This is a genomic window from Candidatus Arthromitus sp. SFB-mouse-NL (assembly GCF_000709435.1).
Taxonomy (GTDB): Bacteria; Bacillota; Clostridia; order Clostridiales; family Clostridiaceae; genus Dwaynesavagella.
The window spans coordinates 1,271,713-1,297,621 of the sequence record NZ_CP008713.1 but is presented as its reverse complement, the minus strand read 5'-3'; the positions used below and the strand labels follow the sequence as shown (position 1 = coordinate 1,297,621).

Here is a 25,909-nt window from a genome sequence, read left to right as displayed (position 1 = left end):
GTTATTCTCCTATATGTTTATTAAGAATTAGAGTATTGAATATTTTTTTTTCTAATGCTATGTTGCATCCATTAACATTAATTATTATAGGGCCACCTAATGGTATTTTCTCGTATATAACGATAGAGGAGTTTTTTAATATACCGAGTGAATTAAGACGTTTTTTTATAGGAGTATTGCATAATATATCTTCAATTTTATATGATTCACCAACTAATATTTTATTAAAATTTTTCATATAATCCTCCTTATAATAAAATAAAAAAGTTTTATAATTAACAAATATATTTTAATAATGTAGATATAATACAAATTAAATATTTTAAATTTATATTGTTTTATTATTATCTTAATTTTATAATAGTAAAGGTAATCTGTGAAGAGAAATGAGCGGTAATTTTTATGAGGATATTGGAGCAGTATTGCGATGTTGAGGAATTTGACATAGATAGTGTTTTGAATGGAGATGTAGATATTGAGGTGTATAAACATGCTATTTATTTTGATTTGGAACACTATGTGTATAAGAAACCTATTTGTATAGGAGTTTTTGGGTGTTGCTATTATGATGATGACCTTAAGAAATTGAAGGTTACTCAGTATATGATAGAAAACAAATATGAAATACATACTTTGCTTTTGCTGGCAAAAGATTATTTTAAGAAGATGTATTTAGAATTTAGTAAAAAATATATTATAACGTTTTCTGGAAATAATGATTTTACTGTTATAAATTATCTTTTTAATCAGTATAATGTGGATTTTGATATAAAGAATTATTTTGAAGAGATTGATTTACAGAAGGAATTTTCTAAAATTTCAAATAATAAAGATAACATAGGTCTTAAAAATTTGGAAAAGATAGCTGGTATTGATAGAAAAAATGAACTTATGAGTGGAGTTACTATTGCTAAGACATTTGCAAAGATTGTCAAAGATTATGATTATATAAATAGGATACCAGAAGATAAGGTTAAAAAGATATTAAACTATAATTTAGATGATGTAGTTAATTTGTTTTATATATACGTTAGATGGAAAAAGATTGAAAAATATATTTTAGATATTAAAGAGGACTTACAAGATGATTTGTAAGTCCTCTTTATTTTCATGATAATTTGTTTATTGCATTTTCTAGTCTATTTAATGTTTCTTCCTTTTTAAGTAGGTAGGCAAGCTCTGTAGCACCACCAGGACTTGAATTTTTACCAGATAATGCACATCTTATTGGCCATAATACAAAACCATTTTTATAAGAATTATCTTTTATATAGTTATTGATTAGTGAATTTAAATTTTCTATAGAATAATCATTTGTATTTCTAAAAATAGGAAGTACGTCTTTTAAAATATTTTTAGATGTTTCAATAGTAGTTTTCATCTTTTTATGTTCAAAAATGCTTAAATCATAATTTGGAATATGTATTAAAAAGTCTATCATTTCAGGAATTTGGGATAATATTTCAATTCTATTTTGAATCATTTCACACAGTAGTTTTTTATCTATTTGAGGAGGAAGATTTTTTAAATATTTAGTTGCTATATTATAAAATTTATCTTTATTCATTTTTTTGATGTATTCAGAATTCATCCAAGTAAGTTTTTTAATATCAAATATTGATGATGATTTTGATATGTTTTTATAATTGAAATTATCGATAAGTTCATCTAGAGTGAAAAATTCTTCATTATTTTCAGGACTCCATCCAAGCAGAGCAATATAATTTAGTATTGCCACACTTAAATATCCTTTGGATATTAAATCATTGTATGAGGCATCTCCATTTCTTTTTGAAAGTTTTTCTGTTTCATTCTTCATGATATGAGGACAATGTATGTATGTTGGTACTTTCCAAGAAAATGCTTCATAAAGTCTTTGGTATTTTGGTGCAGATGAAAGATATTCTTTTCCTCTAACTATGTGTGTAATTTCCATTAAGTGATCATCAATTACATTTGCAAAGTTATACGTTGGCATTTTATCAGTTTTAAGAAGTATCATATCTTCAAGTTCGTAGTTTGGAACACTAATTTCACCGTACAAAATATCGTTGAATGTAGTAATACCATGAGTTGGGTTATTTTGTCTTATTACATAAGGAATTTTTTTGGATAGATTTTCTTTAATTTCTTCATTAGTTAAATGGAGACAATGTTTATCATATTTAAATATTTCATTTTTTTTACTTGATTCTTCTCTTAATTTTGATAGTCTATCATTTGTGCAGAAACAATAATAAGCATGGCCATCTTTTACCAATTTTTCAGCATATTCTTCGTATAAATGTTTACGTTCACTTTGTATATAAGGTCCATAATTACCTGGGACATCAGGTCCTTCGTCGTAATTAAGACCAGTATCTTTTAAAACATTAAGAATTATTTCGATTGCTCCTTCAACAAGTCTTTCGGTATCTGTATCTTCAATTCTTAAAATGAATTTACCATTTTCTTTTTTAGCAATCAAATATGTATATAAAGCCGTTCTTAGATTTCCGATGTGCATATATCCAGTAGGGCTTGGAGCAAAACGTGTTCTTACCATATAGCATTACCTCCATAAAAATTTATATAAGAATTATACACAAAAAAAATAAAACGTTAAATACTAAATAATTGTATTTATGCTTAGTGTATTATTTTTAAGATCACAGTTTATAATAATAGTTCCAAGTTCATCTGTTCTTAATATTTTAGAATTTATATCATTTAAGATATTTAGAGTGTTTTTATTGGGATGTCCATATGAATTATTTCCAACGCTAATGATAGATATATAAGGATTAACTTTTTCAATAAATTTTTTGACATTATTTTTATCATTATTATAGGCTCCATGATGAGGTACCTTCAATATTTCACTTTCTATGTTCATGTTCAAAATATCAAGTTGTCCATTCTCTTCAATATCACCAGTGTATAAAACATCAAAATTTTTGACTGAAGCTTGGAATACAAGGGATGAATCGTTGAATTCTTCTATAGGTTTGGAAAAATCACGTAGGAATTTGATAGTAAAATCATCTTTTATGGTTAGTGTGGTTGGTTTGTTAATGTATAATAATTTAGTTTCGGAACCTTTTATTAAAGATTTAACTTCATTAAAAGTTTCATCTTTAAGAATTTCAGGTAAGATTATATTATTTATTTTAAAATTTTTGTAAATTTTAGGGAATCCAGATGAATGATCAGAATGATCATGTGTGAGTATTACATAATCAAGCGTTTTGATATTCTTAGATTTGATAATGTCTATAATATTATCAATAAATTCTTTTTCTCCTGTATCAATTAAAATTGATACATTTTTATAGTTGATTAAACTAGAATCTCCTTGATTAACATCGAAAAAGAAGAGATTGAAGGAGTCTTTTGTATTTTTATTTGAACATGAAATAAGAAAAAGAAGTAGTATAAAGAGTAAGAATTTTTTTATCTTTTTCATAACTTTACCTCGTATATATTTAGTATATTTTTAAAAATTTTTTCATAGTTTATATTAAATTATTCATTGAAAACAAAATAAAAAATTACTTGTAAAAATTAATATCTAATTAATATAATATAAAAATAAATATTTTTAAAAAGAAAATGCGAGGGATAAAACTTGTATAAAATACTTTTTTATTGGACTGCTTATGTGAAATATTATATTTTTATGACTTTAAATTTAAGGAGTTTTAAGAAGTCTAAAAAGTACAATGATAGTGAAAAATTTACTAAGTTATTTACAAAATCCTGTAAATTATTTTCAGAAATATTTTATAAAAGTGCGAAAATAGATTTTGATATTATTGGACAAGATAAAATTAACTTAAATGAAACGTATTTAGTTGTTTCGAATCATTTAGGAATAGCAGATATTGCAACTGTAATAAAATCTTTTCCTAAGCCAATTTGTTTTGTTTCAAAAATTGAATTATCAAGAGTTCCAATATTTAGTGAGTGGTTGAGGACTGCTGGATCTATCTTTATTGATAGAAATAATAATAGGTCTTCTATAATTGAGTTAAATAGGGGAATTGAAGTATTAAAAAGTGGAACCAGTATGTGTGTGTTTCCAGAAGGAAAGAGGAATAATACAGGACGAATTGAGGAATTTAAAAAAGGTAGTTTTAAACTTGCTTTTAAATCTGGGGTAAAAATTCTTCCGATGGTGTTGTATGGTACTAGGGAGATTTATGAAGATAATAATAATATGATTAGAGATGGAAACGTAAAAGTTCGTATACTAGATCCTATAGACATACACTCTTTAGATTCTGATGAACTTAGAAATTTACATGTTATAGTTCGTGATAGAATGAATGAGGTATATAAGCAGCTTAAATAAATTTTATATGGAGGCAATTACTATGATTAAAGAATTTTCTATAAGCAATGATAAAGTAATGATGAATTTTACTAAAAAGTATTGTAGTACGTTTGAAGATGTACTTGAGAGCAATGGATTTAAAAAGGTATTGACTCACTATTTAAATAAGAAGATAACTAGAAAAGATAGTATATACAAGTATTTTTTAAGAGGGATAGAAGATTTAGATGAATTTGTTATGTCTCTTATAAAAATATTAGAACTTTTAACTATATTTGAGAGAGAAGAGGTTATCAATATGAGGGTTAGATATTGTCATCTTCTTGAGGATAAATATAGTTTTGATAATTTTATAGAAGACTTTTATTCTTACTGGATAAAACTTGAGAGGTATACAATACTCACTCAAACTTCTGTTGGGGATGGAATTATAAAACTTGGGTTTGTCGATGCTAATTCAAAATTTACGAATTTAATAATGCAACTTTATCGTAAAGTAAAAAACTCTGTTACATCAAAAGTACCATTGGTTTATAGGCAATTAAAGTCAGGTAATAATGCATCTATTGTATTGAATGATTACAGTTGGAAATTAGATAATTATGAATTGGTCAAAGATATAAAATTTATAGATACAATTTCATTAGAAACTCCGTTTATTTCATATCCAACTAAAAATACAAGGAGTGGATCTTTTACGGAAGTATTTGAGAATCCGTTTAGGAACTGTGAAATAGATAATGAAAATTGGTTTTGCTATCCTGCGAAGGTTGGGGAACTTTTGGCATTTATTTATTTTCATAAAGATTTTATGGCTAATGGGATAGCATTATCTAATTTATTTGAAATGTCAAATAGGGATGAGTATGTTGGAAGAAATCCAGATATAATGTATGTTTATGGTGCAGAAGACTTGACTATAGATAAGAAAATTGAGCATAAAACAGTTTTTTATGATGATAGAGAAAATAATATGATGGTGGGACTCGTTACTTATAGCAAAGATGTTGATTATTTTGGATATTTAAAAAAGATGACTTTAACACTTCATAATTTGGTTATGATTAAAAGGGGATATCTACCAATTCATGGAGCTATGGTTTCTATAACTTTAAAAGATGGAACATCATCAAATATTGTAATTGTTGGAGATTCAGGGGCTGGTAAATCAGAATCACTTGAAGCTTTTAGGAGCCTTGGGGAAGAATATATTTCTGACATGACAGTAATATTTGATGATATGGGAGTTTTAAAGATTGCTCAAGATGGAATTTATGGGTATGGTACTGAAATAGGGGCTTTTGTAAGACTTGATGATTTAGATCAGGGGTATGCATTTAAGGAAATTGATAGAAGCATATTTATGAATCCAGATAAAACTAATGCAAGACTTGTTATGCCTGTTTCTAGCTATCGTGATATTATAATGGGCAACAAAATTGATTTTATTCTATATGCAAATAATTATGAAAAAGCAAGTGGTAGTACGATTAAATTATATAGTAAGGATAAAATAAAAGATATAATAAAAATATTTAGAGATGGTAATAGATTTGCAAAAGGTACAACACATGAAAAGGGATTGGTATCTTCTTATTTTGCAAATCCATTTGGACCTATGCAAAAACAAAACGAAACAGATATTTTACTTAATAAATATTTTGAAAAGATGTTTGAATTTGAGGTAAAGGTAGGAGAACTTAAGACTTGTCTAGCTATAGATGGTATGGAAAAAGATGGTCCTAAGAATGCAGCATTAGATTTATTTGATTTAATAAGAAATAAACCAAATTAAGGAGGTACTCTTTAATTTGGTTTTCCCAATAATTACCTTTTAAATATTTCAAAAATAAATTTTATAGAGTACATAGCAAATAAGCCAATTAAGCAAAAAATTAATCTTGTAGCAAATGTAAAATTTCCAAACAAATAAGAAATAAAATCAAATTGTAATAATCCTATGGATCCTAAGTTAAGAGCACCAATTAATACGATTGACAGTAGTATACTATCTAGGAACTTACTCATTTTTCAACCCTCTCTTAAAATATAAGTTTATTTATATTTATTAGTATTGTCTAAAATAATTTTAAATATTTGAGAGATCAGAAAATAATATTAACCTAAAAGTACATTCCTATTAATTTTTTGGATTAATGATATAAATGTATTTGTTCGGTTAATTCCTTTAATCTTATTAATTTTATTTACAAGCATGTCTTGTAGGTGTTCAATATTTTTACAAATTACTTTTGTGAGGATTTCAAAATCTCCTGTAGTTACATGGAGCTCTGTAATTTCATTTATATTTTGGAGATCATTTATTACATCTTGGATATATGATGTACTATCTGTGTATATAGCAACGAAACAACATATATCGAAACCAAGTTTTGTTAAATCTAATGATAAATTATATCCAAGCAGTATACCCATATCTTCCATTTTTTTCATTCTAACATGGATGGTTCCACCACTAACATGGCACATTCTAGCTATCTCAAGATATGGAGTTTTACAATCTTTGATAAGTATACCGAGTATATCTAAATCCAATTTGTCTAAATTGTTAAAAACTTGCGAGTTCAAATGTTTACCACTTCCTTTGTGAATTATATAAATTAGGAGGATATAAAATGAATTTTTTAAGTATTGTAGTATTTATTTTATTTAGTTTAATTACATATAACTTGTTAAAAATATTTGTGCTATCAAATATTAAGGTTAATGCATGGTTAATCTTATCTTTAGGAATAAGCCTTTGTGTAGTTTCACTTTTCTTAAAAGTACCAACTTTTGTTATGTATATAATTCAATGGCTATATTTTGTTTTAATACTTTGGTTTGTTGACCTCTTTGTTGATAATAGAAGAAAGAGGTTAAGGAATAAAAACAATAAAGTCATGCAAAATAAACCTAAGGTAAAACCTAATAGAATAAAAAATAAAGGTTAATTTTTAAAAGTTAGTATAAATTGGAGAAGTTAGTGCAAATAAGTTATTGTGGGATAAAATCCTAAGTATAAAAAACTTATTTGCACCTTTTTTTATATCAATATTATAGGATATATTTTTAAGGTTGTATAGATTTTGATTAATTATAGAGTTATGTTCATTATTTAGTAGAATTAGTTTTTGATTCAAAAAATTAGTGTTATTTAATTTGATATCTAAAGAAAGATATCTTTTATTATCATGACTTGAGTTAGTTAGAGTGTAATTTAAGTATAATTTATCTGAATTTGATATATAAAAATTTCCATTTTTAATCTGTGAAGTTATATATTGCTTTAAATTTTTGAAATCAAATATATCATTGGATTTATTTTTTATAAAGATAAACCCGTTGTTTATATATATTGGAGTTATTTTCATACCTATATTTAACAATTGTAAGTAGTTATCTACAGTCTTTATGAAGTTATCATTATATAAAGTAAAATATTTTTTTATGTTTTCATTTTCTATTTGTGTGAAATTATTGCTTGATAGTATTAAAGTTGGGTTATTTAAATAGCACCATAAATAGAAATTTTTAAGTTTAAATACTTCTCCTTTAAATATACTTTTCGATAGTAATATCCTAATTGGACCCATAATTGAATGGCATTTAAAGCAAATTATACCTACAGTATTTCTATATTTTTTTTCAAATGAGCTGATTTTATCTTGTATATAGGTGAGTTTAGAAAATTTGTCTTTAGATAAATCGTTGAACAGATATTTATTACTGTATTCAATTATTATAAAGTTTAGATTGTTTTTGTTTGCATTTTTCAAAATAGAATATGGATTTTCATTACTATCTTTAGGTACGTAATACATTCCTTTTAGGAAAGTTTTTGACATGATAAAATCCTTAGATATTGTTTTTATTTAATATATTTATAAATTTATTAAATTATACTAATATACTTTAGCTACATCCTGTTGTTGAACCACAATCACTACATACATAGCATGTACCATTTTTGAACATCTTTACACTTGAGCAGTTAGAGCATATTTTATTATAAATTTTTTTGTAATCTGATGAGTCTAATTTAAATTCTGAATTTAGGGATTCATCAGTATGATTATCATTTGGGTAATCAGAAGGTTTTACTTGGCAAAATCTGTAATCATTTAATTCTATATCAATTATTTTCGATATTAAATCGGATATTGATGATGCGTGTTTTATGTAAGGATGTTTTTTCACAAAACCATGTGGTTCATATTTCTGACCTCTAAGCATTGATGAAATATCTTGAGGAGAAACCTTGTGTTGTAGCATCACAGATAAGGATTTAGATAGTGAGTTTAATAACCCCATTATGATAGTACCTTCTCTATCTGTTGTTATATAAATTTCACATATTTCATTGTTTGTATTTCTATTTACAGTAGTATATATTTTTATGTCTTCAATTTCAGCTGGATGGGTTGTACCACTTCTTATCCCAATTGGTTTATTTCTTTTTGGATTATGTTTTAACGATTCCTTCATGTTTTTAGATAGTATTAGGAGTTCATTGTAATTTAAATTCTCTAAGTCGTCACTATCACTAATGTTTTCTAAATTTTTATTGAGTGGTTGTGCAAATTTGCTTCCATCACGATATAGAGAAATTCCTTTTACTCCAAGTTTCCAACTTAACATTGTCATCTCTTTAAAATCCTCTACTGTTGAATTGCTTGGAAGATTAATAGTTTTTGATATTGAACCAGAAACTAGTGGGGTGATTGATGCAACCATTTTTACGTGTCCTTCTGGAGATATAAATCTTACACCAGTTCCACATGTGTTTGCAGTATCAAATATATTTATATGTTCTTGTTTTAGATGAGGAGCACCTTCAATTTTCCCATCAGATAATTTTTCATATTTTAATCCATTGGATTCAACAGTTTCAGTTTTTTCTATATAAGCTAATATATCTTTGATTTGTTCATCTGTGTATTTTAAATTTTTAAGAGCAGATGCAATCATTGGATTTGATAGGGTTAGATGTCCTCCGCCAGATAATTTTTTATAAACTATATGTGAGAAAAATGGTTCAATTGATGTTGATGCAGCATCCATTGCAAATGAAATTGTTCCTGTTGGAGCAATTACTGATACTTGAGCATTTCTATAACCATATTTTTCTCCAGAATCATAGGCAGATTTCCAGACGTTTTTTAAGCATGTTGATATGTATTTTAATTCCATTTTATTTAATAGATCATGATCAACTTTCATTGGAGTATAATTTAATCCTTCAAAGGAATCTTTTAAATATCCAGCAACACGTGCATGATTTCTAATTACTTTTAACATATATTTTTTGTTAATATTATACTTTTCGAATGCCCCTATTTCTTTTGCCATAATAGATGATATGAAGTAGCTTTCTCCTGTTAATATACCAACTATACTTGATGTAAAACATCTTGCCTCATCAGAGTCATAAGGTATTCCCATAATCATAAGTAATGATGCAATGTTACATATTCCAAGTCCTGTCGTTCTAAACATATGAGTTTTTCTTGCTATATCTTCTGTTGGGAATTGTCCAAAATGTATTGATGCTTCGAGAATTAATTGAGAAATCCTAATCATATGTAGGTATTCATCTATTTTAAATATTTTGTTATGTTCATCGTAAAATTTTAGTACATTTATCGAAGCGAGATTACAAGATGTATCATCTAAAAATGCATACTCAGCACAAGGATTTGTAGAGTTTATCCTATTATATTTTGCGTTATATACACCATCTTCACCAGCAGGACAAGTGTGCCAGGCATTGAATGTATCATCAAAAAGTGGAGCTGGATCTGCACATTTATGAGAAGCTTCATTAAATATATCCCACAGATATTTAGTATTGATCTCTTTATCTACTGAGGAATCAATTCTTCCTTTTAATATAACTTTAGAATCAGGATCATTATTTAGATTTTCAACTTTCTTCATGAATTCGTCTTTTATTTTTACTGAGTTATTGGAATTTTGTCCTGATACTGTGTTATATGCCTCCCCTTCGAATGTTCCATCATACCCCATTTTTACTAATGCACGTACCTTATCTTCTTCAACAGATTTCCATTTTATAAAATCTTCTATTTCAGGATGATCTAAATCAAGACAAACCATTTTTGCAGCTCTTCTTGTTGTTCCACCTGATTTTATTGCACCTGCATTTTTATCAAGGCCTTTTAAAAAACTCATAAGACCTGAGGAAGATCCGCCACCAGATAGTTTTTCTCCTATTGATCTTATATTTGAAAAGTTTGTCCCAGTCCCTGATCCAAATTTAAATAATTTAGTTTCTGTTATGTATTGTTCAGAAATAGAATGAGGACCTAGAAGTTTATCTTCAATTGATAAAATAAAGCAAGCAGATGCTTGAGTTCTTGTGTATGAATCTATTGATTTAACAACTTTTTTTTCGTTTATATCGTAGTAATAGGTATTTTGAGGTTCTCCTTTTATATTGTAAGATAATGCAAGACCTGTATTGAACCATTGTGGTGAGTTTGGAGCAAATCTTTGATCAATTAGTGCGTAGGCAGTTTCATCGTAGAATATTTGTTCTTGTTGATCGGTTTTAATTAACTTTTGATCTTTTAATGCTGATATCCAAAAATTTACAAGTCTATGTACTACCATTTTGAATGAATTTTCCATTCCGCAATCATTTGGAACACCGCTTTTCCTAAAATATTTTGTAGCTATTATATCGCAAGCAGTTTGTGAGAAATGATCGGGAAATTCTAAGTTTTTCATATCGTAAATTGTATTTCCTGTTTTATAGTCTTTAAGTAGAACATTTACTTTTTTCCATTTAAACAAACTAAAAACATCTTTAGTTTTGTTATTTTCAAGACTTTGAGTAAAATATCTTTTAAAAATATTATCAATATTTTCCATAATAACCACCTTTAAAAATTAACGTGGCAATATTTTATCATAAAAATCATATATGATAAATTAATAAAAAGTGTTTGGATAAATAAATTAATTGAAAAAAATAATTTAAGAAGGTAAAATTATAGAAATTATTTTTAAGTTGAAATTTGATAAATTTAAGATAAAGAATATATAGGAGAATGTAAATATATGATCATATTTTTCAAGAAGGATATTGATAGAAAATGTTCTATAGAAAATATAAAACATATTTCTGGATTAGATTTTGTGCCTTTTAATTTTGATGAAAATTATATAGGAATACATATCTTAAGTGATGTTGATGAGAAGTTTATATATGATAGTATTGATGGAATTAAAGATATAGTTTATGTAGATAAACCTTATAAATTTGTTAGTAGAGATTTTAAGAAAGAGGATACTATTGTACATATTGGGGATGTTAAGATAGGTGGAGAATATTTTGAAACTATAGGTGGACCATGTTCTTTTGAAAATGAAGATATGTTTATGGAGATAGCTAAGAGTTTAAAGGAGTTAGGGGTAAATATAATAAGGGGTGGTGCATTTAAGCCTCGAACCTCTCCTTATTTTTTTCAGGGAATTGGTAAATATGCTTTGATAAGTATGAGAAAAATTACGTCAGATCTTGGTCTAAAGCTTGTTAGTGAGATTGTGTCTACAGAGGATATAGAATTTTTTAATGAATATGTAGATGTTTTTCAGGTTGGAGCCCGTAATATGCAGAATTTTGAATTGTTAAAGAAACTTGGAGAGTGCAATAAGCCAGTTTTGTTAAAGAGAGGATTAAGTGCAACGATTGAAGAGTTTTTACTTAGTGCTGAGTATATTGTTTCAAAGGGAAATATAAATGTTATACTTTGTGAGAGAGGAATCAGAACTTTTGAGAAGTCTACAAGAAATACTTTAGATATATCAGCAGTTCCTCTTGTTAAGAAGTTATCTCATCTTCCTATAATAGTTGATCCTAGTCATGCTTCTGGCCAATTTGATTTGGTTGAGCCTCTTGCATTAGCTTCTGTTTCAGCTGGGTGTAATGGAATTATGGTTGAGGTTCATAATGATCCTGAAAATGCATTATCTGATGGATATCAATCAATAAAATTTAAACGATTTGATGATATGAATAAGAAAATTCATAAGATAAGGAAGAGTTTATTTTAATTTATTTAGGAGATAAGTTGTGAATATAAGAAGTAAGAAGATAAAATCTATAATAAATATTTCTGGAGATAAGTCCATATCCCATAGAGCTCTTATGGTTTCAGCTATATCAAATGGGATTAGTACAATACATAATTTTTTGTTTAGTCAAGATTCTTTAGCTACAATGGAGTGCCTTAGAAATTTGGGTATTAGGATTGAGGTCGAAGATTATAAAGTTAGAGTATTTGGAAATGGATTATATTCTCTTAGGAAATATGAAGGTATATTGGATGCTAAAAATTCTGGCACAACGATTAGAATAATGAGTGGAATTTTAAGTGGGAGTAATTTTGATTCAATTATTGATGGTGATAAATCACTTAGACTTAGACCGATGGATAGAATAATAAAACCATTATCTCTTATGGGGGGAAAGATTTATGCTCTTAATAGTGATAATTATGCTCCTTTAAGTGTTTGTGGTAAGGAATTAAATTCAATTTCTTATAAAATGGAAATAGATAGTGCTCAAGTTAAATCATGTATTTTATTTGCAGGATTGTATTGTGACGGTATTACAAAGGTTAGTGAAAATATAAAGACGAGAGATCATACAGAGAGAATGATTGGCTATTTTGGTGGGAATATTAAAATAAATGGAAATACTATTTTAATTCAAAAAGGTGAAATGGAAGGGCGAGAAATTTCAATTCCTGGGGATATATCATCTGCTAGTTTTTTTATGGTTTTAGCATCTTGTATTGACGGATCTGAACTTTTGATTAAAAATGTTGGTATTAATGAGACAAGGATTGGTATAATTAATGTTTTAAGAAGTATGGGAGCTAATATTGAACTTGTAAATGTTCACTGTGATTATTTTGAGGAAGTATGTGATATTAAAGTATATGGAACCAAATTTTTAGTTGGTACTTTAATTGAAGGGGGTATTATACCTACACTTATTGATGAAATACCAATTATTTGTGTTCTTGCTGTATTTGCGAAAGGTGAAACTATAATTAGAGATATAGAAGAACTTAAGTATAAAGAAAGTAATAGAATAAAGAGTATAGTAGAGGGATTTAGTAAGCTTGGGATTGAAATTTATGAACTTGAGAATGGAATTAGGATAGTTGGTGGAGGAAGTATAAAAGGATGTGAAGTTGATAGTTATAATGATCATAGGATAGCCATGTCATTTATGATATTATCAGTAATAAGTGGTGAGGATATAAGGATTTTAAATAAATATTGTGTTGATGTATCTTTTCCGAATTTCTATGATATTTTAAACTATGTTTTAAGGTAAGGTGGATTAGTATGAGATATTTTACTGCTGGCGAGTCGCATGGGAAGGGTCTTATTGGGATTATAGAGGGATTACCATCTAATGTTTACATAGATGAAAATGAAATAAATAATGTTTTAGAAAAAAGGCAATCTTCTTATGGTCGTGGAGATAGGATGAAAATTGAAAGTGATAAAATTGAGTTTATATCTGGTATAAGGAATTCAAAAACATTGGGATCGCCTATATCATTTTTTATAAAGAACGCCGACTATAAAAATTGGGAGAAATATATGGATCCTGTAAATTGTGATATTTCATCAAAAAGGGTTTTAAAACCTAGACCAGGACATGCTGATTTAAGTGGTATAATTAAATATGATTTTGATGATTGCAGAAATGTTCTTGAAAGAAGTAGTGCTAGAGAAACTGCAACTAGATTAGCTATTGGTTCGATTTGTACTCAATTTTTAAGAAATTTTAATATAGAGAGTGCATCTCATGTTTTATCCATAGGGAAAATTAAGAACAGCAATATTTATTGTTTTGATGATATTAAGAGAAGTGATGAGTATGAATTTAGATTTTTGGATACAACGAGGAGGAATGAGATAGTATCTCTTATCGATTGTATAAAATCGGAGGGTGATACAGTAGGAGGATCCTATGAATTAAGGATTAAAAATGTACCTGTAGGGCTTGGGAGCTATACTCATTATGATAGAAAATTGGACGGGCTATTGGCATCTGCTTTAATAAGTGTTAATTCCATGAAGGCCATAGAGTTTGGAGATGGTTTAGAAACTTTCATGGATAGAGGATCAAACTCTCATGATGAAATAATATATGAAAATGGAAATTATAGAAGGATTACTAATAGAGCTGGGGGTATTGAAGGCGGTATGAGTAATGGTGAAGAGATTGTGATTAGGTGTTACCATAAGCCAATTCCGACGCTATATAAACCTATAAAGACTGTAAATATATTGTCTAAAGAGGTTGAATTTGCAAGTGTTGAGAGAAGTGATTATACAGTTATACCTGCAGCTTCAATTGTTTCTGAGAGTGTAGCTATGACTGTTATATGTCAGGAATTTTTGAGAAAGTTTTCCGGAGATAGTTTAAAGGAAGTGTTAAGAAGTTGGAAAAATTCATTCTTGAATTAAATCAAAGAAAATGCACGATATTAGTGGGTGAAGATTCTTTAAAATATCTTAAAGAGATATTGATGTATAGGAGATGTTTTTTTATTATAGACAAGATAGTTTATGAAAAATTTTATAGTACATATTTGAAAGAATTAATTAGTGATTTAAATCATGATATATATCTGTTTGAATGCGTGGAAAGGAACAAAGATATAAACATAGTAATAGAGATTATAAGAATATTAAGTCAAAATGGATATATAAGAGATTCTGTATTGATTGGAATTGGTGGAGGAATTGTAGGAGATATTGCTGGATTTGTTTCATCAATATATATGAGGGGGATAAAATTTATAAATATACCAACCACTCTTCTTGCTCAAGTTGATAGCTCAATTGGTGGAAAAAATGCAATTAATGTTTCGGGATGTAAAAATTTGGTTGGAACATTTAATCAACCACATTTTATTGTTATAGATAATAATTTTTTAAAAGGATTATCGAGGAGGGAAATAATTTCTGGATTAGCTGAAGCCTTAAAATATGGTATAGTATGTGAGTATGACTTTTTGACATATATATATATATACCTTATGGATATATTGAGAGGGGAAATTGAAGTTATAAGGGAAATAGTAAAAAGAAGCTGTAAGATTAAAATTAATATTATAAAAAGAGATGAGTATGATACGTCAATTAGAAAAATTTTAAATCATGGGCATACTGTAGGTCATGCTATAGAAAGTGTGACTAATTATTCAGTGTATACTCATGGTGAAGCTGTAATTATAGGAATGTATTATGAGAGTTTGATTGCATTTAAACTTAATTTAATAGACGAAACATATTTTGCATACATAGATAAGATTTTAAAAAGTTTTGGTATAAAATTTGATAATAATGTTTTAAATGAAGATAGATTTTATGAAGCATTGTTAATGGATAAAAAAAATAAATTTAGTAAGATCAGTTTTATTCTTCCAATATCTCCATCTAAGGTAGAAGAATATATGTTTTCAGTAAATGAAATTAAGGAATTTAATTTTTCAAAGTATCATTTTTAATCAAGGAGGAATTATGTTAAGGAAGAAATTTTGTAAAATATTATTTGGTTCACTTATTTGTTTATCACTAAGTTTTGGCTCAATTAAGGTTAATGCCCAGAAATTATATAATTCTGTAAATGATTTTGTAATTAAGAGTTACGAAATATTTTTAAATAGGAATAATTTAGACGATATTGGTATCGAACATTGGAGTTATTTGCTCGGGAATCATAATGAATCACTGTATAATTACATGATTTCTTTGGTAACAGGAGAAGAATTTTTATCTAAAAATGTAAATGATAAGGAATTTATAGATATGATCTATGAATTATTATTAAATAAAGTTCCAAGTGAAGAAGAAAGTAGTTATTGGGTAGGTAAAATACAGGAAGAGAACAATAAATTAAATGATATAAATTCTGCAAGGTATGAAGTTTGTAAAATAATGTTTAATGAGAATTTTTTTAATGAATTTTCATATGAAATTGGAACTACGCCACAATTTCAAAATTTAAATAATCTGGGAGTTGCGGAGTTAAGAGAAGATTACGATCCTAAAAAAATAGAATATATAAATAACCTTTATAAAGATTTCAATGAATTTGAACAAGCTATTTCTGTTCAAAGTGAAGATTCTAGTGAGGATAAGAATGTATTAGATGTTAATGATATAATATCATTGTTACCAATTTTTTCAGATAGTACAGAAAATGAAATATATGAGGAGTTAAAAAGTGTATCAAGTGACAACATAAAGAGACTTGTGTATGCTCTTGATTATCAAGTTAAGTTGCCATATGATATACAAGAATCTGTATATATTTCACCTTTTATACAATTAGATATTGATAATAATGATGATTTTATAACTTTAGGATTGAGTATTACTGCTAGGAATCTTGGGAAATTAATAACTAAATCTGATATAATTTTAGGAAATGAATTTATAGATTTGGAGATTGAATACACAGATCAAAGTAAATATGAAGGAAAAGGAATTTCTGTTCATGAGTTTAAAATTAAAATTGAATCGGTAGAAGATTTGAAGCTTTTAAATAAAATTTTGAGTTCTGATTTATCTAAACTTAGATTTACATTTGACGATTCTAATACATATGTTTATAATTTGTATGAAAAAGATAGAGTGAGAAATACATTAAGATTCATGACTAATTTATATTCTCAAATTGTAATCACATCGTTGATTTGAAATAAAGTTAATTAGTTAAAGTAAATATATTTTTATAACGAAAATAAGATATATTAGTAGTTTAAATATAAATAGATTCAAATAAGATTTTAAATGATGAAGATTGGAGCTAGATTATGTTTAAAGAGGATAAAGATTACTCTAAAATAAATTTAAATGATTCATATAGTAAAAATTGCGAATCATTATTTAATGATAAACATGAAAAATTTAATGATTTCGTTACTTTTAATAATTTTCCAGTATTTAAATATAAGAAATTAGTATTGGTATATAATAAAGTTCCTCAACAAGTAGATATAATAAAAGATGCTGAAGAATTTATAGGTAAGATAAATATTAATGATAATTTCAAAGTATTTAATATAAAATTAAAATCTGTTTTAAATAAGGAAAATAATAGTAAAGAATATGTAGTAACAATTGCTCTTATAAATATTGATATTAAGTAAATAGGTTTTTTTGACCTATTTATTTTTTTGTTTAAAAATTAATAACTAAGTTATTGTAAATGTTTTCTAGTAAATGTAACTTATGTAGGTAAATTGATCAAGAAAGGTAAAAATATAATGAAGTTAAGATTTATTAAGAAACTATTATTGGGATTTATGATTTTTAGTTTTTGCTTTTTGTCATTTACACATGCAAGTGGGAAAGAGTATGAAATTTCTAATTTTGTAAACTTATTAAGTATACAACTAGGGTTAACAGATACATTATATGGAATTATTAAGTAAGTGATTTTATAATTTTTATAGATAATGGATCTTAGCATGGATACAGTTTACCATTTTTATATGATAAAAATAATTTTGGAGAATTTATAGGACTTGTGATTTTATTTGTGAGTATCTTAAAAACGATATCTGTTAATTTATCTGATGTATTTACTAAAATTAAGTTGGTTAAGAATTGGAATAAGTTTGATCTATCTTTAGCTAAACCAACATTTAATAATAGAATAATTTAAAAAATAAAAGTATATAGGTCTATGTGCTTTTTTGTATGGAATAAAAATATCATTTAAGATCATATAAATTTTTATATATTTTAGATGATAGGGGATTAAATAATGGATTATAATAAAAGAATGAGATTAATTAGAATTAATCAGTTAATAGCTATATTATTTTCATATATAATTGGCGTTATATTGATAAATTTTGTTGAATTTTATTTAAATAATTTATCAATTATTAAGACTGTGTACATAATGGTTTATATTTATTTATTTCAGCTTTTAATTCAGGGAATTAAGTTTAGAAATGTACATTCAATATTGGAAGGTAATAGTTATATTAAAACAAGTATTTATATTATCAAAAAATTTTTAGGTATTAATTTTATTCTGTTTTTATTTTTAGGGATAATAATTTTAGGTTTGTTATTAATGAGTTTGTTTTTTAGTAGAATCAGATATTTAATGATAGCATTTATGATAATAGTTTTAACATTTATATATTTTATGTATAATATTAAATTATTTAATTTAGTTGATACGAGATTTGATAGGTATAAATTTAATTATATTAAAAATAAAATAAAAGAACTGTGGCATTTGTTGTTTATAAATTTAATTTTTATAACAGTAAGTGTTTGTTTATTTAATTTTGTTTATTATTTAAGAGGATTTGTATTTGTATTTGTAGTTTTATTGGATTTTGCATTGAGTGAGTTAAATATAAGGTGTTTGAGTATGGATTTATAAGTGTTTATTTGTATTAAGGAGGTTAATTATGCATAGTAATATAAAATTAATTTGTTTGGATTTGGATGGTACTACACTTAAGGATATTTCAAATATTTCTGAGTGCAATATAGAGTATATAAATAAAGCATATAATAGTGGAATAAAAATAGCATTGGTTACAGGAAGGTTATTTATACATTGTTTATATTTTTCTAAAGTTTTAGGGATACCTATATATGCGGTAGGGAATAATGGAACATATGTATATGATGTTGAAAATAATAAAGTTGTGTATTCAAACTTTTTTGGTGTAGATTTTTTAGTTAAAATACATAAATTTGTAAGAGAAAAACATTTTAATACACATTATTCTACAATAGATACAATTTACTCTAATAATAAATTAGAAGATTACCATAATGAGGAAGATAAGAAGGAATATTCTATGAAAGAGGTAGTAATTGATAGTGAAGATTCCTGGGATAATGTATTTAAAAATCATGGTGACAACATATGTAAGGTTGTTGTTTCAAGTAATGATCGGAACAAACTTAATGATTTAATACTAAAAGTTATGGAATTAGGGGAATTTGAGATAGAATACTCTTGGGTTAATACTATTGAGATATTGAAAAAAGGTGAAGGAAAAGGAAAAGGAATTATTGAACTTAGAAAATATCTGGATATAGATAAAAAAGATATTATGTGCATAGGTGATAGTGAAAATGATATATCTATGTTTAGAGAATGTGGATATAAGGTTGCCATGAATAATGCAATAGATAAATTAAAAGAAAAAGCTGATTTTATAACACTTGATTTTGATAAAGATGGGGTTGCATATGCTATAAAAAATTTATTGGAACACTTTTAGTAAATTTTGTAAAAAATAATATTTTTTTTGTATTCGGTTTAACTTTATTTATAAAGTATAATTATGTATAATAAATGTAACATGGTAAAAATTGGGAATTTAGGGGGTAGCTATGTTACATATACTTAATACGCTAGAAAGAGATACGACAAAGAAATTTGTTGACTTCATGAATTTTGGGATGGAGAATATAACTAATGAATACTTTTTGAAGGTATTATACATAAATAACGGGGATAAAATAAATTATAATAAAACTAGATTAGATTTTGCTGAGCATAATTTAGAGCATAATTTAAGATTTGAAGATAAAATATTTAGATTTTTTGAAGATATTTTCAAATTGAATCAGGGAATTATGTATGTGGGTAATTTTAATATAAATAAAATAGATAATATGAAAATTTTATATATGTTAAGAGATTTGGATTATAAGGATTCAATTAAGTTTATAAATATTTTACGTTCGCATATAAGAGATGAGGATGTTTACAAAATTAATGATTTTGGTGTTTTTAAAATGTTTTTGAGTCTTTGTACTAGAGAAATTCATTTTACTAGTTTCTATTTTGATAAGTTAGATATTATGGTATTTACACATTATGATTTATCAATGTTGATGTTTTTTAAAAATGAAGATGATATAAATACATATGTACAATTAGCAAAAATAAATGATTTAATATTGAAAGATCAAGAGTCAAGTATACAGAATAAACCATTAATTGAGGTAGTTTAATAAAAGGATAGCATTAGTTTAATGCTATCCTTAAATATTTTTTACTACTATTAAGTTTTATTTAGTATTTTTGTGTAATTGATATTGCAATTTGTATTTTGTATAAGTTAAAATATAATTCATACTAAAAAGGTATAGATTAATCTGGAAATTTTGAGGAGCTAACTTTATGAATTTATTATATATACAAAATCTTAGCGTTAATGTAAATGAAAAAAATGTTTTAGATGATATAAATATTTCAGTTAATTCTGGGGAAGTGCATGTTATACTTGGGCCAAATGGAAGTGGTAAGTCATCGTTATCCATGAGTATACTTGGCAATCCTAAATATACAGTTACAAATGGAGATATATTTTTTGAGGGAGAAAGAATAAATAATTTGACTTCAGATGAGAGGGCAAGGAAAGGTATATTTTTGTGCTTTCAACAGGTTGAGGAAATAGAGGGTCTTACATATAAAGATTATTTGAGGGAATTAAAAATTAAAGTTAAAAATGAAAAACCAAATCTTGCTTTTAATATGAGTTTGAATAAAAAGTTTGAAGATGTTGGGTTGAAAGAATCTCATATGATGAGATATTTAAATGAAGGATTTTCTGGCGGCGAAAAAAAGAAGAGTGAATTGCTTCAAATGAAGTTTTTAGATCCTAAGTTGATAATATTAGATGAGATTGATTCGGGTCTTGATATTGATGCTATCCGTTCAGTTTGTAGTATTCTCAAAGAATTATTAACTCAAGATAAGGCTGCTATTATAATTACTCATAGAGAAGAAGTTATTCGTGAACTTAATGTGACTCATGTGCATGTATTAAAAGATGGTCGTAATGTTAAAACTGGAGGTATAGAGTTGTTTAATGAGATAAATAAGAATGGGTATTCAACTCTATTAGAAGGGAAATAGTTTGTTATGAGAATAGATGATATTGATAGAAGTAAGTATGATTTTAAACACGAGAATTATGAAGAATTCATAAGTAATAAAGGTTTATCAAAAGATATTATAATCGATATTTCTAGGAAAAAAGATGAACCTAAATGGATGACTGACTTTAGGCTTAAATCTCTTGAAATTTATAATAATATGAATTTGCCTGTTTGGGGGCCTAATATTGATGAGCTTAATATAGATAATATTGTTTCGTATGTTAAGCCTAATAGTAGGTTTTCGGATGATTGGGAAGAGACTCCAGAATATATAAAAAATACTTTTGATAAGCTTGGAATTTTAAATGCTGAGAAAGAATGCTTAGCTGGTGTTGAAGCTCAATATGATTCAGAAGTAGTTTATCACAATGTTCGCGAGGACTTGAAAGCTCAAGGAGTTATTTATATGCATATGGAGCTTGCTTTAAAAGAGCATGAGGAACTTGTGAAAAAATATTTTATGACGCTTGTACCTCCAACTGATCATAAGTTTGCAGCACTTCATGGTGCAGTATGGTCTGGAGGATCATTTATTTATATACCTAAAGGAGTTAGAGTTGAAATTCCTCTTCAATCTTATTTTAGACTGAACGCAAAAGGAGCAGGGCAATTTGAGCATACTTTAATTGTTGTAGATGAAGGAGCTTATTTGAGTTTTATCGAAGGTTGTTCAGCACCTAAACATAATGTTTATAATATGCATGCGGGGTGTGTTGAATTGTTTGTTAAAGAGAATGCAACATTGAGATATTCTACGATTGAAAACTGGTCTAAAAATATGTTTAATTTAAATACAAAGCGTTCGATGGTTGAGAAAAATGGTAGAATTGAGTGGGTGTCAGGTTCATTTGGATCTAAAGTCTCTATGCTTTATCCTATGAGTATATTAAGGGGGGAAAATGCAACCTGTGATTTTTTAGGAATTTCTTTTGCATCAGAGGGTCAGTATTTAGATACAGGCGCTAAGGTAGTTCATGCAGCACCGAATACTTATTCTAATATATGTTCGAAATCTATTGTAAAATCTGGTGGTGTAGGGAACTATAGAGGTATGGTTACATTTAAGAAAAATGCTGAGGGATCTAAAACAAATATTACTTGTGATTCGCTTGTGTTAGATGATCAATCTTCATCAGATACTATTCCGTATATTGAAATAAATTGTGAAAATGTCGATGTTGGACATGAAGCTACAATTGGAAATATAAGTGATGATAAGATTTTTTATCTCCAAACCCGTGGATTAAGTGAAGAAGATGCCAAAGCACTTATTGTTAGAGGATTTGCAGAAGAAATTTCTAAAGAATTGCCACTTGAATATGCAGTTGAGATGAATAATCTTATAAATGTTGAAATGCAGGGGTTATAGAAATATGAGTCAAAAAGTTAAGATTAATGAAACAATTGTAAGTACCTATAGTTATCTTAAAGGAAATTTTAGTGAAGATGATTTTATATTAAATGGGGTTAATAACTCAGATGTATTGATAGATAATTCGGGTGTATTGATTGATTTTGGAGATGAGATTAAAGATAATATTTCAGAGTTAAGTTGTAAGATAAATGGTGGAGTTAACAAGGACATTATCAATGATTTAATTATGGGTAAGTTTATTAATGTTAAGGTTAGTGAGGAGAATGCCGAATTAAATTTGAAAGAGTGTTTAAATGGCGGAGTATCTGCCGTAACTTTTAATATGAAATGCGATGAAGATAAGACCCTATATGTTAATAGCAAAATTTCTGGAAGTGGCGACCAATTTAATTATTTTTATTACATAAATGCTAAAAGGAATTCAAAGGTTACGCTTATTGTGTTTACTAGTTCATCTTCTAAGGGATTTATAAATGTTTTGGGAGAAATAGAGGATGATGCACATGTAGAGGTCTTATTTGTGAATGTAAATAAGAACAATGTATATACAAATTGTGAATTATATTTAAATGGCAATAAATCTTCAGGTAAAATAGATGTTTGCTATATTTGTACAGAAGATTTTAAGTATGATTATAATTTAACTTCTGCTATGCTTGGTAAAGAGAGTAATGCTTTAATAAATGGCAAGGGAATTTTACTTGATAATAGTAAAAAGATATTTAGAGGGGCTATTGATTTTAAAAAGGGTTGCTTAAATGCAAATGGAAATGAAACTGAAGAGGTTATTGTACTAAGTAAAAATGTTGTTAATCAATCACTTCCGTTGCTTTTGTGTAATGAGAAAAATGTCAAAGGGAGTCATGGATTTACAGCTAATTCAATCAATAAAGATAAAGTATTTTATTTATTGAGTCGTGGATTTACAGAGAAGCAGGCTAAGGGTTTGATATTGCAGGGTAAATTTTTAAATATATTAAGCAAGATAAGGGATAAAGAGATAATTAATAAATTTATGGATATTTTAATGGAGGCAATTTAGGTTGAATATTTCTAAAATTAGAGAAGATTTTCCAGCACTATTATGCAAAACAGATAGTGGACTTCCAATAATATATTTTGACAATGCTGCCACGAGCTTAAAACCGAAGTGTGTTATTGATGCGATGACTGATGTTTATATAAATTCATTTGGAAATGCAAATAGAGGATCTCATATTGCGGGGGTTAGAGCATCTTTAATAATGGATGAAACAAGAAGTAGTGTTAAAGATTTTATTGGTGCAAAGGATAAGAAAAATATAGTTTTTACAAAAGGTGCTACAGAGGCTCTAAATATTATTGTTTATTCTTATGCTATTAATAATTTAAATGAAGGAGATGAAATTTTAATTGGAATAGATTCTCATCATTCTAATTTGGTACCTTGGAAGGTTCTTTGTAGCAACAGGGGTATTAAGCTTAATTATTTTTATGTAGATAAATTTGGGGAGATCTTGATCGATGATTTTTTAAATAAACTTGAGAGAAAACCCAAAATTGTATCTTTTACCCCAGTTACCAATACTTTTGGCGTAGTTCATGATTATAAAACTATAATTCAAAAGAGTAAGGAATTCGGAGCTAAGGTATTAGTTGATGCATCACAATCTATGACTCATATAAAGTTTAATGTAGATGCTGATAATATAGATTTTCTTGTTTTTTCTGGACATAAAGTTTTAGCTCCTCAGGGAGTTGGAATTTTATATGCATCGGATGATGTGATTGATGATATGAATCCATTTTTATATGGAGGAGATATGATCGATTATGTATTTGAAGATGAGGTTACGTTTAAAAAATTTCATGAAGCATTTGAGGGAGGAACTCAAAATGTATCGTCTATTGCTGGACTTAATTCTGCAATTAAATATATAAGTTCTATTGGACTTAGAGAAATTATAAATTATGAAAACGAACTTAAAAAATATTTTCTTTATAAATCCAGTGGTTGTGATGATATAGAGGTCTATGGTCCTGAAGATGATAATAAAAGAGTTTGTGTTTTTTCATTTAATGTGATTGGGGTACATCCACATGATGTATCTACTATTCTAGATTCATATGGAATAGCAGTAAGATCAGGTCACCATTGTGCTCAACCATTTATGAGAAGAATGGAATTAAATTCTACGACTAGAGCTAGTTTGTGTTTTTATAATACTAAGGAAGAGATAGATTATTTTTTTGATAAAGTATCAGAAATAAGAAATATTTTAAAGTTTTGAGGTGAATGATATGAATCTTGATGAATTGTATAAAGATACTATCCTTTATCATGGTAAAAATACAGAAAATAGAAGAGAAGTTTCACCATATGATTTTAAAAAAAGAGGTGTAAATCATAGTTGTGGAGATGAAATAACGATATCAATGAGGGTTCGTGATGGTGTAATTGATGATATTGCATTTATTGGAGATGGATGTATGATTTCTATGGCATCTACATCGATAATGATTGATTTGGTGAAAGGCAAAGAAGTTGAAGAGGCTAAGAGAATTGTTGATATATTTATAAAGATGATACGTAGGGAAGTTACGGAAGATGAGATCAGTGAGCTTGGTGATGGAATAGTATTTCAAAATATACAAAATATGCCGGCTAGGGTTAAATGTGCTACATTGGCTTGGCATACACTTAATGAAATAATACAAAACTAATATTAAATTATTTGATGTTTTATGGAGGAAGTATGGAAGCTATAGAGTATGAAAAACGGAATACGGTTAACAAAAGAATGAAAAATGGAGTTTTGGGTTATACTTTAGGTTTAATTGGATCAATTCTATCTGGGATGACAGCCTTTTTTATGGGAATTTTTATAATCCTATTTGGAAAGTTAGTTAAAGATATTATAATATCTATTATTGCAGAAATACTTATGGAGTTTGAAATACTAAATTTTCTACAAATAGCAGAGGAATTTTACAATTCTTCATTTAATATATCAATTTTAATTTTTATTATTATTTTCGTTGGATTTATACTTGCAATATCTGGGACTATTATGAGTTGGAATAATTCAAGTGTATTGTCTTGTGTTATTATGATAATAGGTGGAATAATTTCACTTATCCCTTTTTTAATACCAGGGATAATTATAATTATCGGTGGTTCAGTAAATCTATATGATTATATAAGATATAAGGCAAGTTAATTAAAAAATAATATATGTTGGCCT

Annotated in this window: 28 protein-coding genes; 21 read left to right on the top strand and 7 right to left on the bottom strand. The window is 27.0% G+C overall.

Features of this window, described 5'->3' with window-relative positions:
• Window position 1: 1 nt before the first annotated feature.
• Window positions 2–238: a FeoA family protein gene (locus SFBMNL_RS06230; RefSeq protein ID WP_042294867.1), complete on the bottom strand. Its 237-nt coding sequence runs from the start codon at window positions 236–238 to the stop codon at window positions 2–4.
• Window positions 239–402: 164 nt separating this feature from the next.
• On the opposite strand from SFBMNL_RS06230, the gene SFBMNL_RS06225 reads away from it, so the two are divergent.
• Window positions 403–1,095, top strand: a complete 693-nt coding sequence (locus tag SFBMNL_RS06225; RefSeq protein WP_005805461.1) for a ribonuclease H-like domain-containing protein — start codon at window positions 403–405, stop codon at window positions 1,093–1,095.
• 13 nt (window positions 1,096–1,108) lie between these two features.
• Here SFBMNL_RS06225 and gltX read toward each other — a convergent pair whose 3' ends face one another.
• Together gltX and SFBMNL_RS06215 are read right to left on the bottom strand one after the other, a co-directional pair.
• Window positions 1,109–2,545 (bottom strand): glutamate--tRNA ligase, encoded by a 1,437-nt coding sequence (gltX, locus tag SFBMNL_RS06220; protein WP_042294865.1) that lies wholly within the window; start codon window positions 2,543–2,545, stop codon window positions 1,109–1,111.
• 63 nt (window positions 2,546–2,608) lie between these two features.
• Window positions 2,609–3,445 carry a ComEC/Rec2 family competence protein gene (locus SFBMNL_RS06215; protein ID WP_005805465.1) on the bottom strand — a complete coding sequence of 279 codons (837 nt, stop codon included), beginning with the start codon at window positions 3,443–3,445 and terminating at the stop codon, window positions 2,609–2,611.
• Between the two features lie 162 nt (window positions 3,446–3,607).
• On the opposite strand from SFBMNL_RS06215, the gene SFBMNL_RS06210 reads away from it, so the two are divergent.
• Together SFBMNL_RS06210 and SFBMNL_RS06205 are read left to right on the top strand one after the other, a co-directional pair.
• Window positions 3,608–4,333 carry a lysophospholipid acyltransferase family protein gene (locus SFBMNL_RS06210; RefSeq protein ID WP_007440021.1) on the top strand — a complete coding sequence of 242 codons (726 nt, stop codon included), beginning with the start codon at window positions 3,608–3,610 and terminating at the stop codon, window positions 4,331–4,333.
• A gap of 22 nt (window positions 4,334–4,355) precedes the next feature.
• On the top strand, window positions 4,356–6,110 hold the full coding sequence (locus tag SFBMNL_RS06205) for a hypothetical protein (RefSeq protein WP_007440020.1): 1,755 nt from the start codon (window positions 4,356–4,358) through the stop codon (window positions 6,108–6,110).
• A gap of 32 nt (window positions 6,111–6,142) precedes the next feature.
• Here the strand turns inward: SFBMNL_RS06205 and SFBMNL_RS06200 are convergent, their stop codons facing one another.
• Both SFBMNL_RS06200 and SFBMNL_RS06195 read right to left on the bottom strand, forming a co-directional pair.
• Window positions 6,143–6,343: a DUF378 domain-containing protein gene (locus tag SFBMNL_RS06200; RefSeq protein WP_005805470.1), complete on the bottom strand. Its 201-nt coding sequence runs from the start codon at window positions 6,341–6,343 to the stop codon at window positions 6,143–6,145.
• Window positions 6,344–6,433: 90 nt separating this feature from the next.
• On the bottom strand, window positions 6,434–6,904 hold the full coding sequence (locus SFBMNL_RS06195; RefSeq protein ID WP_007440801.1) for an Lrp/AsnC ligand binding domain-containing protein: 471 nt from the start codon (window positions 6,902–6,904) through the stop codon (window positions 6,434–6,436).
• A 47-nt stretch (window positions 6,905–6,951) separates the two neighbouring features.
• Between SFBMNL_RS06195 and SFBMNL_RS06190 the strand changes: the two genes are divergently transcribed.
• Complete coding sequence (locus SFBMNL_RS06190) at window positions 6,952–7,269, top strand: hypothetical protein (RefSeq protein ID WP_042294862.1); 318 nt, start codon at window positions 6,952–6,954, stop codon at window positions 7,267–7,269.
• A gap of 3 nt (window positions 7,270–7,272) precedes the next feature.
• On the opposite strand, the gene SFBMNL_RS06185 is transcribed toward SFBMNL_RS06190, so the two are convergent.
• Window positions 7,273–8,163, bottom strand: a complete 891-nt coding sequence (locus SFBMNL_RS06185) for a hypothetical protein (protein ID WP_005805477.1) — start codon at window positions 8,161–8,163, stop codon at window positions 7,273–7,275.
• 67 nt (window positions 8,164–8,230) lie between these two features.
• Complete coding sequence (locus SFBMNL_RS06180) at window positions 8,231–11,212, bottom strand: vitamin B12-dependent ribonucleotide reductase (RefSeq protein ID WP_042294860.1); 2,982 nt, start codon at window positions 11,210–11,212, stop codon at window positions 8,231–8,233.
• Window positions 11,213–11,401: 189 nt separating this feature from the next.
• On the opposite strand from SFBMNL_RS06180, the gene aroF reads away from it, so the two are divergent.
• From aroF to SFBMNL_RS06105, 17 genes are all read left to right on the top strand, one after another.
• Window positions 11,402–12,397, top strand: coding sequence for a 3-deoxy-7-phosphoheptulonate synthase (gene aroF / locus SFBMNL_RS06175; RefSeq protein WP_042294858.1), 996 nt, complete (start codon window positions 11,402–11,404; stop codon window positions 12,395–12,397).
• Window positions 12,398–12,416: 19 nt separating this feature from the next.
• A complete protein-coding gene (aroA, locus tag SFBMNL_RS06170) occupies window positions 12,417–13,691 on the top strand; it encodes a 3-phosphoshikimate 1-carboxyvinyltransferase (protein ID WP_042294856.1) in 1,275 nt (424 codons plus the stop codon).
• Between the two features lie 11 nt (window positions 13,692–13,702).
• Window positions 13,703–14,836 (top strand): chorismate synthase, encoded by a 1,134-nt coding sequence (gene aroC, locus SFBMNL_RS06165; RefSeq protein WP_005805484.1) that lies wholly within the window; start codon window positions 13,703–13,705, stop codon window positions 14,834–14,836.
• The gene (aroB, locus tag SFBMNL_RS06160) at window positions 14,812–15,882 is read left to right on the top strand and encodes a 3-dehydroquinate synthase (RefSeq protein ID WP_005805486.1); all 1,071 of its coding nucleotides are present in this window, start codon (window positions 14,812–14,814) and stop codon (window positions 15,880–15,882) included. Before aroC ends, aroB begins: the two co-directional genes overlap by 25 nt.
• 13 nt (window positions 15,883–15,895) lie before the next feature.
• On the top strand, window positions 15,896–17,077 hold the full coding sequence (locus SFBMNL_RS06155; protein ID WP_042295305.1) for a DUF4214 domain-containing protein: 1,182 nt from the start codon (window positions 15,896–15,898) through the stop codon (window positions 17,075–17,077).
• 116 nt (window positions 17,078–17,193) lie between these two features.
• Window positions 17,194–17,529 carry a hypothetical protein gene (locus tag SFBMNL_RS06150; protein ID WP_005805489.1) on the top strand — a complete coding sequence of 112 codons (336 nt, stop codon included), beginning with the start codon at window positions 17,194–17,196 and terminating at the stop codon, window positions 17,527–17,529.
• Between the two features lie 117 nt (window positions 17,530–17,646).
• The gene (locus SFBMNL_RS08385) at window positions 17,647–17,814 is read left to right on the top strand and encodes a hypothetical protein (RefSeq protein ID WP_173400380.1); all 168 of its coding nucleotides are present in this window, start codon (window positions 17,647–17,649) and stop codon (window positions 17,812–17,814) included.
• A gap of 95 nt (window positions 17,815–17,909) precedes the next feature.
• Entirely contained in the window at window positions 17,910–18,047 is a 138-nt protein-coding gene (locus SFBMNL_RS08380; protein ID WP_005805493.1) for a hypothetical protein, read from the top strand.
• A gap of 102 nt (window positions 18,048–18,149) precedes the next feature.
• A complete protein-coding gene (locus SFBMNL_RS06145; protein WP_005805494.1) occupies window positions 18,150–18,785 on the top strand; it encodes a hypothetical protein in 636 nt (211 codons plus the stop codon).
• A gap of 28 nt (window positions 18,786–18,813) precedes the next feature.
• A complete protein-coding gene (locus SFBMNL_RS06140) occupies window positions 18,814–19,641 on the top strand; it encodes a Cof-type HAD-IIB family hydrolase (protein WP_042294853.1) in 828 nt (275 codons plus the stop codon).
• A gap of 112 nt (window positions 19,642–19,753) precedes the next feature.
• Window positions 19,754–20,380, top strand: a complete 627-nt coding sequence (locus SFBMNL_RS06135) for a hypothetical protein (protein ID WP_005805497.1) — start codon at window positions 19,754–19,756, stop codon at window positions 20,378–20,380.
• A 169-nt stretch (window positions 20,381–20,549) separates the two neighbouring features.
• The gene (gene sufC / locus SFBMNL_RS06130) at window positions 20,550–21,287 is read left to right on the top strand and encodes a Fe-S cluster assembly ATPase SufC (RefSeq protein ID WP_042294851.1); all 738 of its coding nucleotides are present in this window, start codon (window positions 20,550–20,552) and stop codon (window positions 21,285–21,287) included.
• 6 nt (window positions 21,288–21,293) lie between these two features.
• Window positions 21,294–22,679 (top strand): Fe-S cluster assembly protein SufB, encoded by a 1,386-nt coding sequence (gene sufB, locus SFBMNL_RS06125; protein WP_005805500.1) that lies wholly within the window; start codon window positions 21,294–21,296, stop codon window positions 22,677–22,679.
• A gap of 4 nt (window positions 22,680–22,683) precedes the next feature.
• A complete protein-coding gene (locus SFBMNL_RS06120; RefSeq protein WP_005805502.1) occupies window positions 22,684–23,727 on the top strand; it encodes a SufB/SufD family protein in 1,044 nt (347 codons plus the stop codon).
• A 1-nt stretch (window position 23,728) separates the two neighbouring features.
• Window positions 23,729–24,955, top strand: coding sequence for an aminotransferase class V-fold PLP-dependent enzyme (locus SFBMNL_RS06115; RefSeq protein ID WP_005805505.1), 1,227 nt, complete (start codon window positions 23,729–23,731; stop codon window positions 24,953–24,955).
• 10 nt (window positions 24,956–24,965) lie between these two features.
• Window positions 24,966–25,388, top strand: a complete 423-nt coding sequence (gene sufU / locus SFBMNL_RS06110) for a Fe-S cluster assembly sulfur transfer protein SufU (protein ID WP_007439708.1) — start codon at window positions 24,966–24,968, stop codon at window positions 25,386–25,388.
• A gap of 32 nt (window positions 25,389–25,420) precedes the next feature.
• Entirely contained in the window at window positions 25,421–25,885 is a 465-nt protein-coding gene (locus SFBMNL_RS06105; RefSeq protein WP_007439709.1) for a hypothetical protein, read from the top strand.
• Window positions 25,886–25,909: the final 24 nt, after the last annotated feature.

Excerpts from the sequence above, each read along its gene's own strand:
- SFBMNL_RS06230 (WP_042294867.1), bottom strand. The coding sequence starts at position 238 with ATGAAAAATTTTAATAAAATATTAGTTGGTGAATCATATAAAATTGAA.
- SFBMNL_RS06225 (WP_005805461.1), top strand. The coding sequence starts at position 403 with ATGAGGATATTGGAGCAGTATTGCGATGTTGAGGAATTTGACATAGAT.
- gltX (WP_042294865.1), bottom strand. The coding sequence starts at position 2,545 with ATGGTAAGAACACGTTTTGCTCCAAGCCCTACTGGATATATGCACATC.
- SFBMNL_RS06215 (WP_005805465.1), bottom strand. The coding sequence starts at position 3,445 with ATGAAAAAGATAAAAAAATTCTTACTCTTTATACTACTTCTTTTTCTT.
- SFBMNL_RS06205 (WP_007440020.1), top strand. The coding sequence starts at position 4,356 with ATGATTAAAGAATTTTCTATAAGCAATGATAAAGTAATGATGAATTTT.
- SFBMNL_RS06200 (WP_005805470.1), bottom strand. The coding sequence starts at position 6,343 with ATGAGTAAGTTCCTAGATAGTATACTACTGTCAATCGTATTAATTGGT.
- SFBMNL_RS06190 (WP_042294862.1), top strand. The coding sequence starts at position 6,952 with ATGAATTTTTTAAGTATTGTAGTATTTATTTTATTTAGTTTAATTACA.
- SFBMNL_RS06185 (WP_005805477.1), bottom strand. The coding sequence starts at position 8,163 with ATGTCAAAAACTTTCCTAAAAGGAATGTATTACGTACCTAAAGATAGT.
- SFBMNL_RS06180 (WP_042294860.1), bottom strand. The coding sequence starts at position 11,212 with ATGGAAAATATTGATAATATTTTTAAAAGATATTTTACTCAAAGTCTT.
- aroF (WP_042294858.1), top strand. The coding sequence starts at position 11,402 with ATGATCATATTTTTCAAGAAGGATATTGATAGAAAATGTTCTATAGAA.
- aroC (WP_005805484.1), top strand. The coding sequence starts at position 13,703 with ATGAGATATTTTACTGCTGGCGAGTCGCATGGGAAGGGTCTTATTGGG.
- SFBMNL_RS06155 (WP_042295305.1), top strand. The coding sequence starts at position 15,896 with ATGTTAAGGAAGAAATTTTGTAAAATATTATTTGGTTCACTTATTTGT.
- SFBMNL_RS06150 (WP_005805489.1), top strand. The coding sequence starts at position 17,194 with ATGTTTAAAGAGGATAAAGATTACTCTAAAATAAATTTAAATGATTCA.
- SFBMNL_RS08385 (WP_173400380.1), top strand. The coding sequence starts at position 17,647 with ATGAAGTTAAGATTTATTAAGAAACTATTATTGGGATTTATGATTTTT.
- SFBMNL_RS06145 (WP_005805494.1), top strand. The coding sequence starts at position 18,150 with ATGGATTATAATAAAAGAATGAGATTAATTAGAATTAATCAGTTAATA.
- SFBMNL_RS06140 (WP_042294853.1), top strand. The coding sequence starts at position 18,814 with ATGCATAGTAATATAAAATTAATTTGTTTGGATTTGGATGGTACTACA.
- SFBMNL_RS06135 (WP_005805497.1), top strand. The coding sequence starts at position 19,754 with ATGTTACATATACTTAATACGCTAGAAAGAGATACGACAAAGAAATTT.
- sufC (WP_042294851.1), top strand. The coding sequence starts at position 20,550 with ATGAATTTATTATATATACAAAATCTTAGCGTTAATGTAAATGAAAAA.
- sufB (WP_005805500.1), top strand. The coding sequence starts at position 21,294 with ATGAGAATAGATGATATTGATAGAAGTAAGTATGATTTTAAACACGAG.
- SFBMNL_RS06120 (WP_005805502.1), top strand. The coding sequence starts at position 22,684 with ATGAGTCAAAAAGTTAAGATTAATGAAACAATTGTAAGTACCTATAGT.
- sufU (WP_007439708.1), top strand. The coding sequence starts at position 24,966 with ATGAATCTTGATGAATTGTATAAAGATACTATCCTTTATCATGGTAAA.
- SFBMNL_RS06105 (WP_007439709.1), top strand. The coding sequence starts at position 25,421 with ATGGAAGCTATAGAGTATGAAAAACGGAATACGGTTAACAAAAGAATG.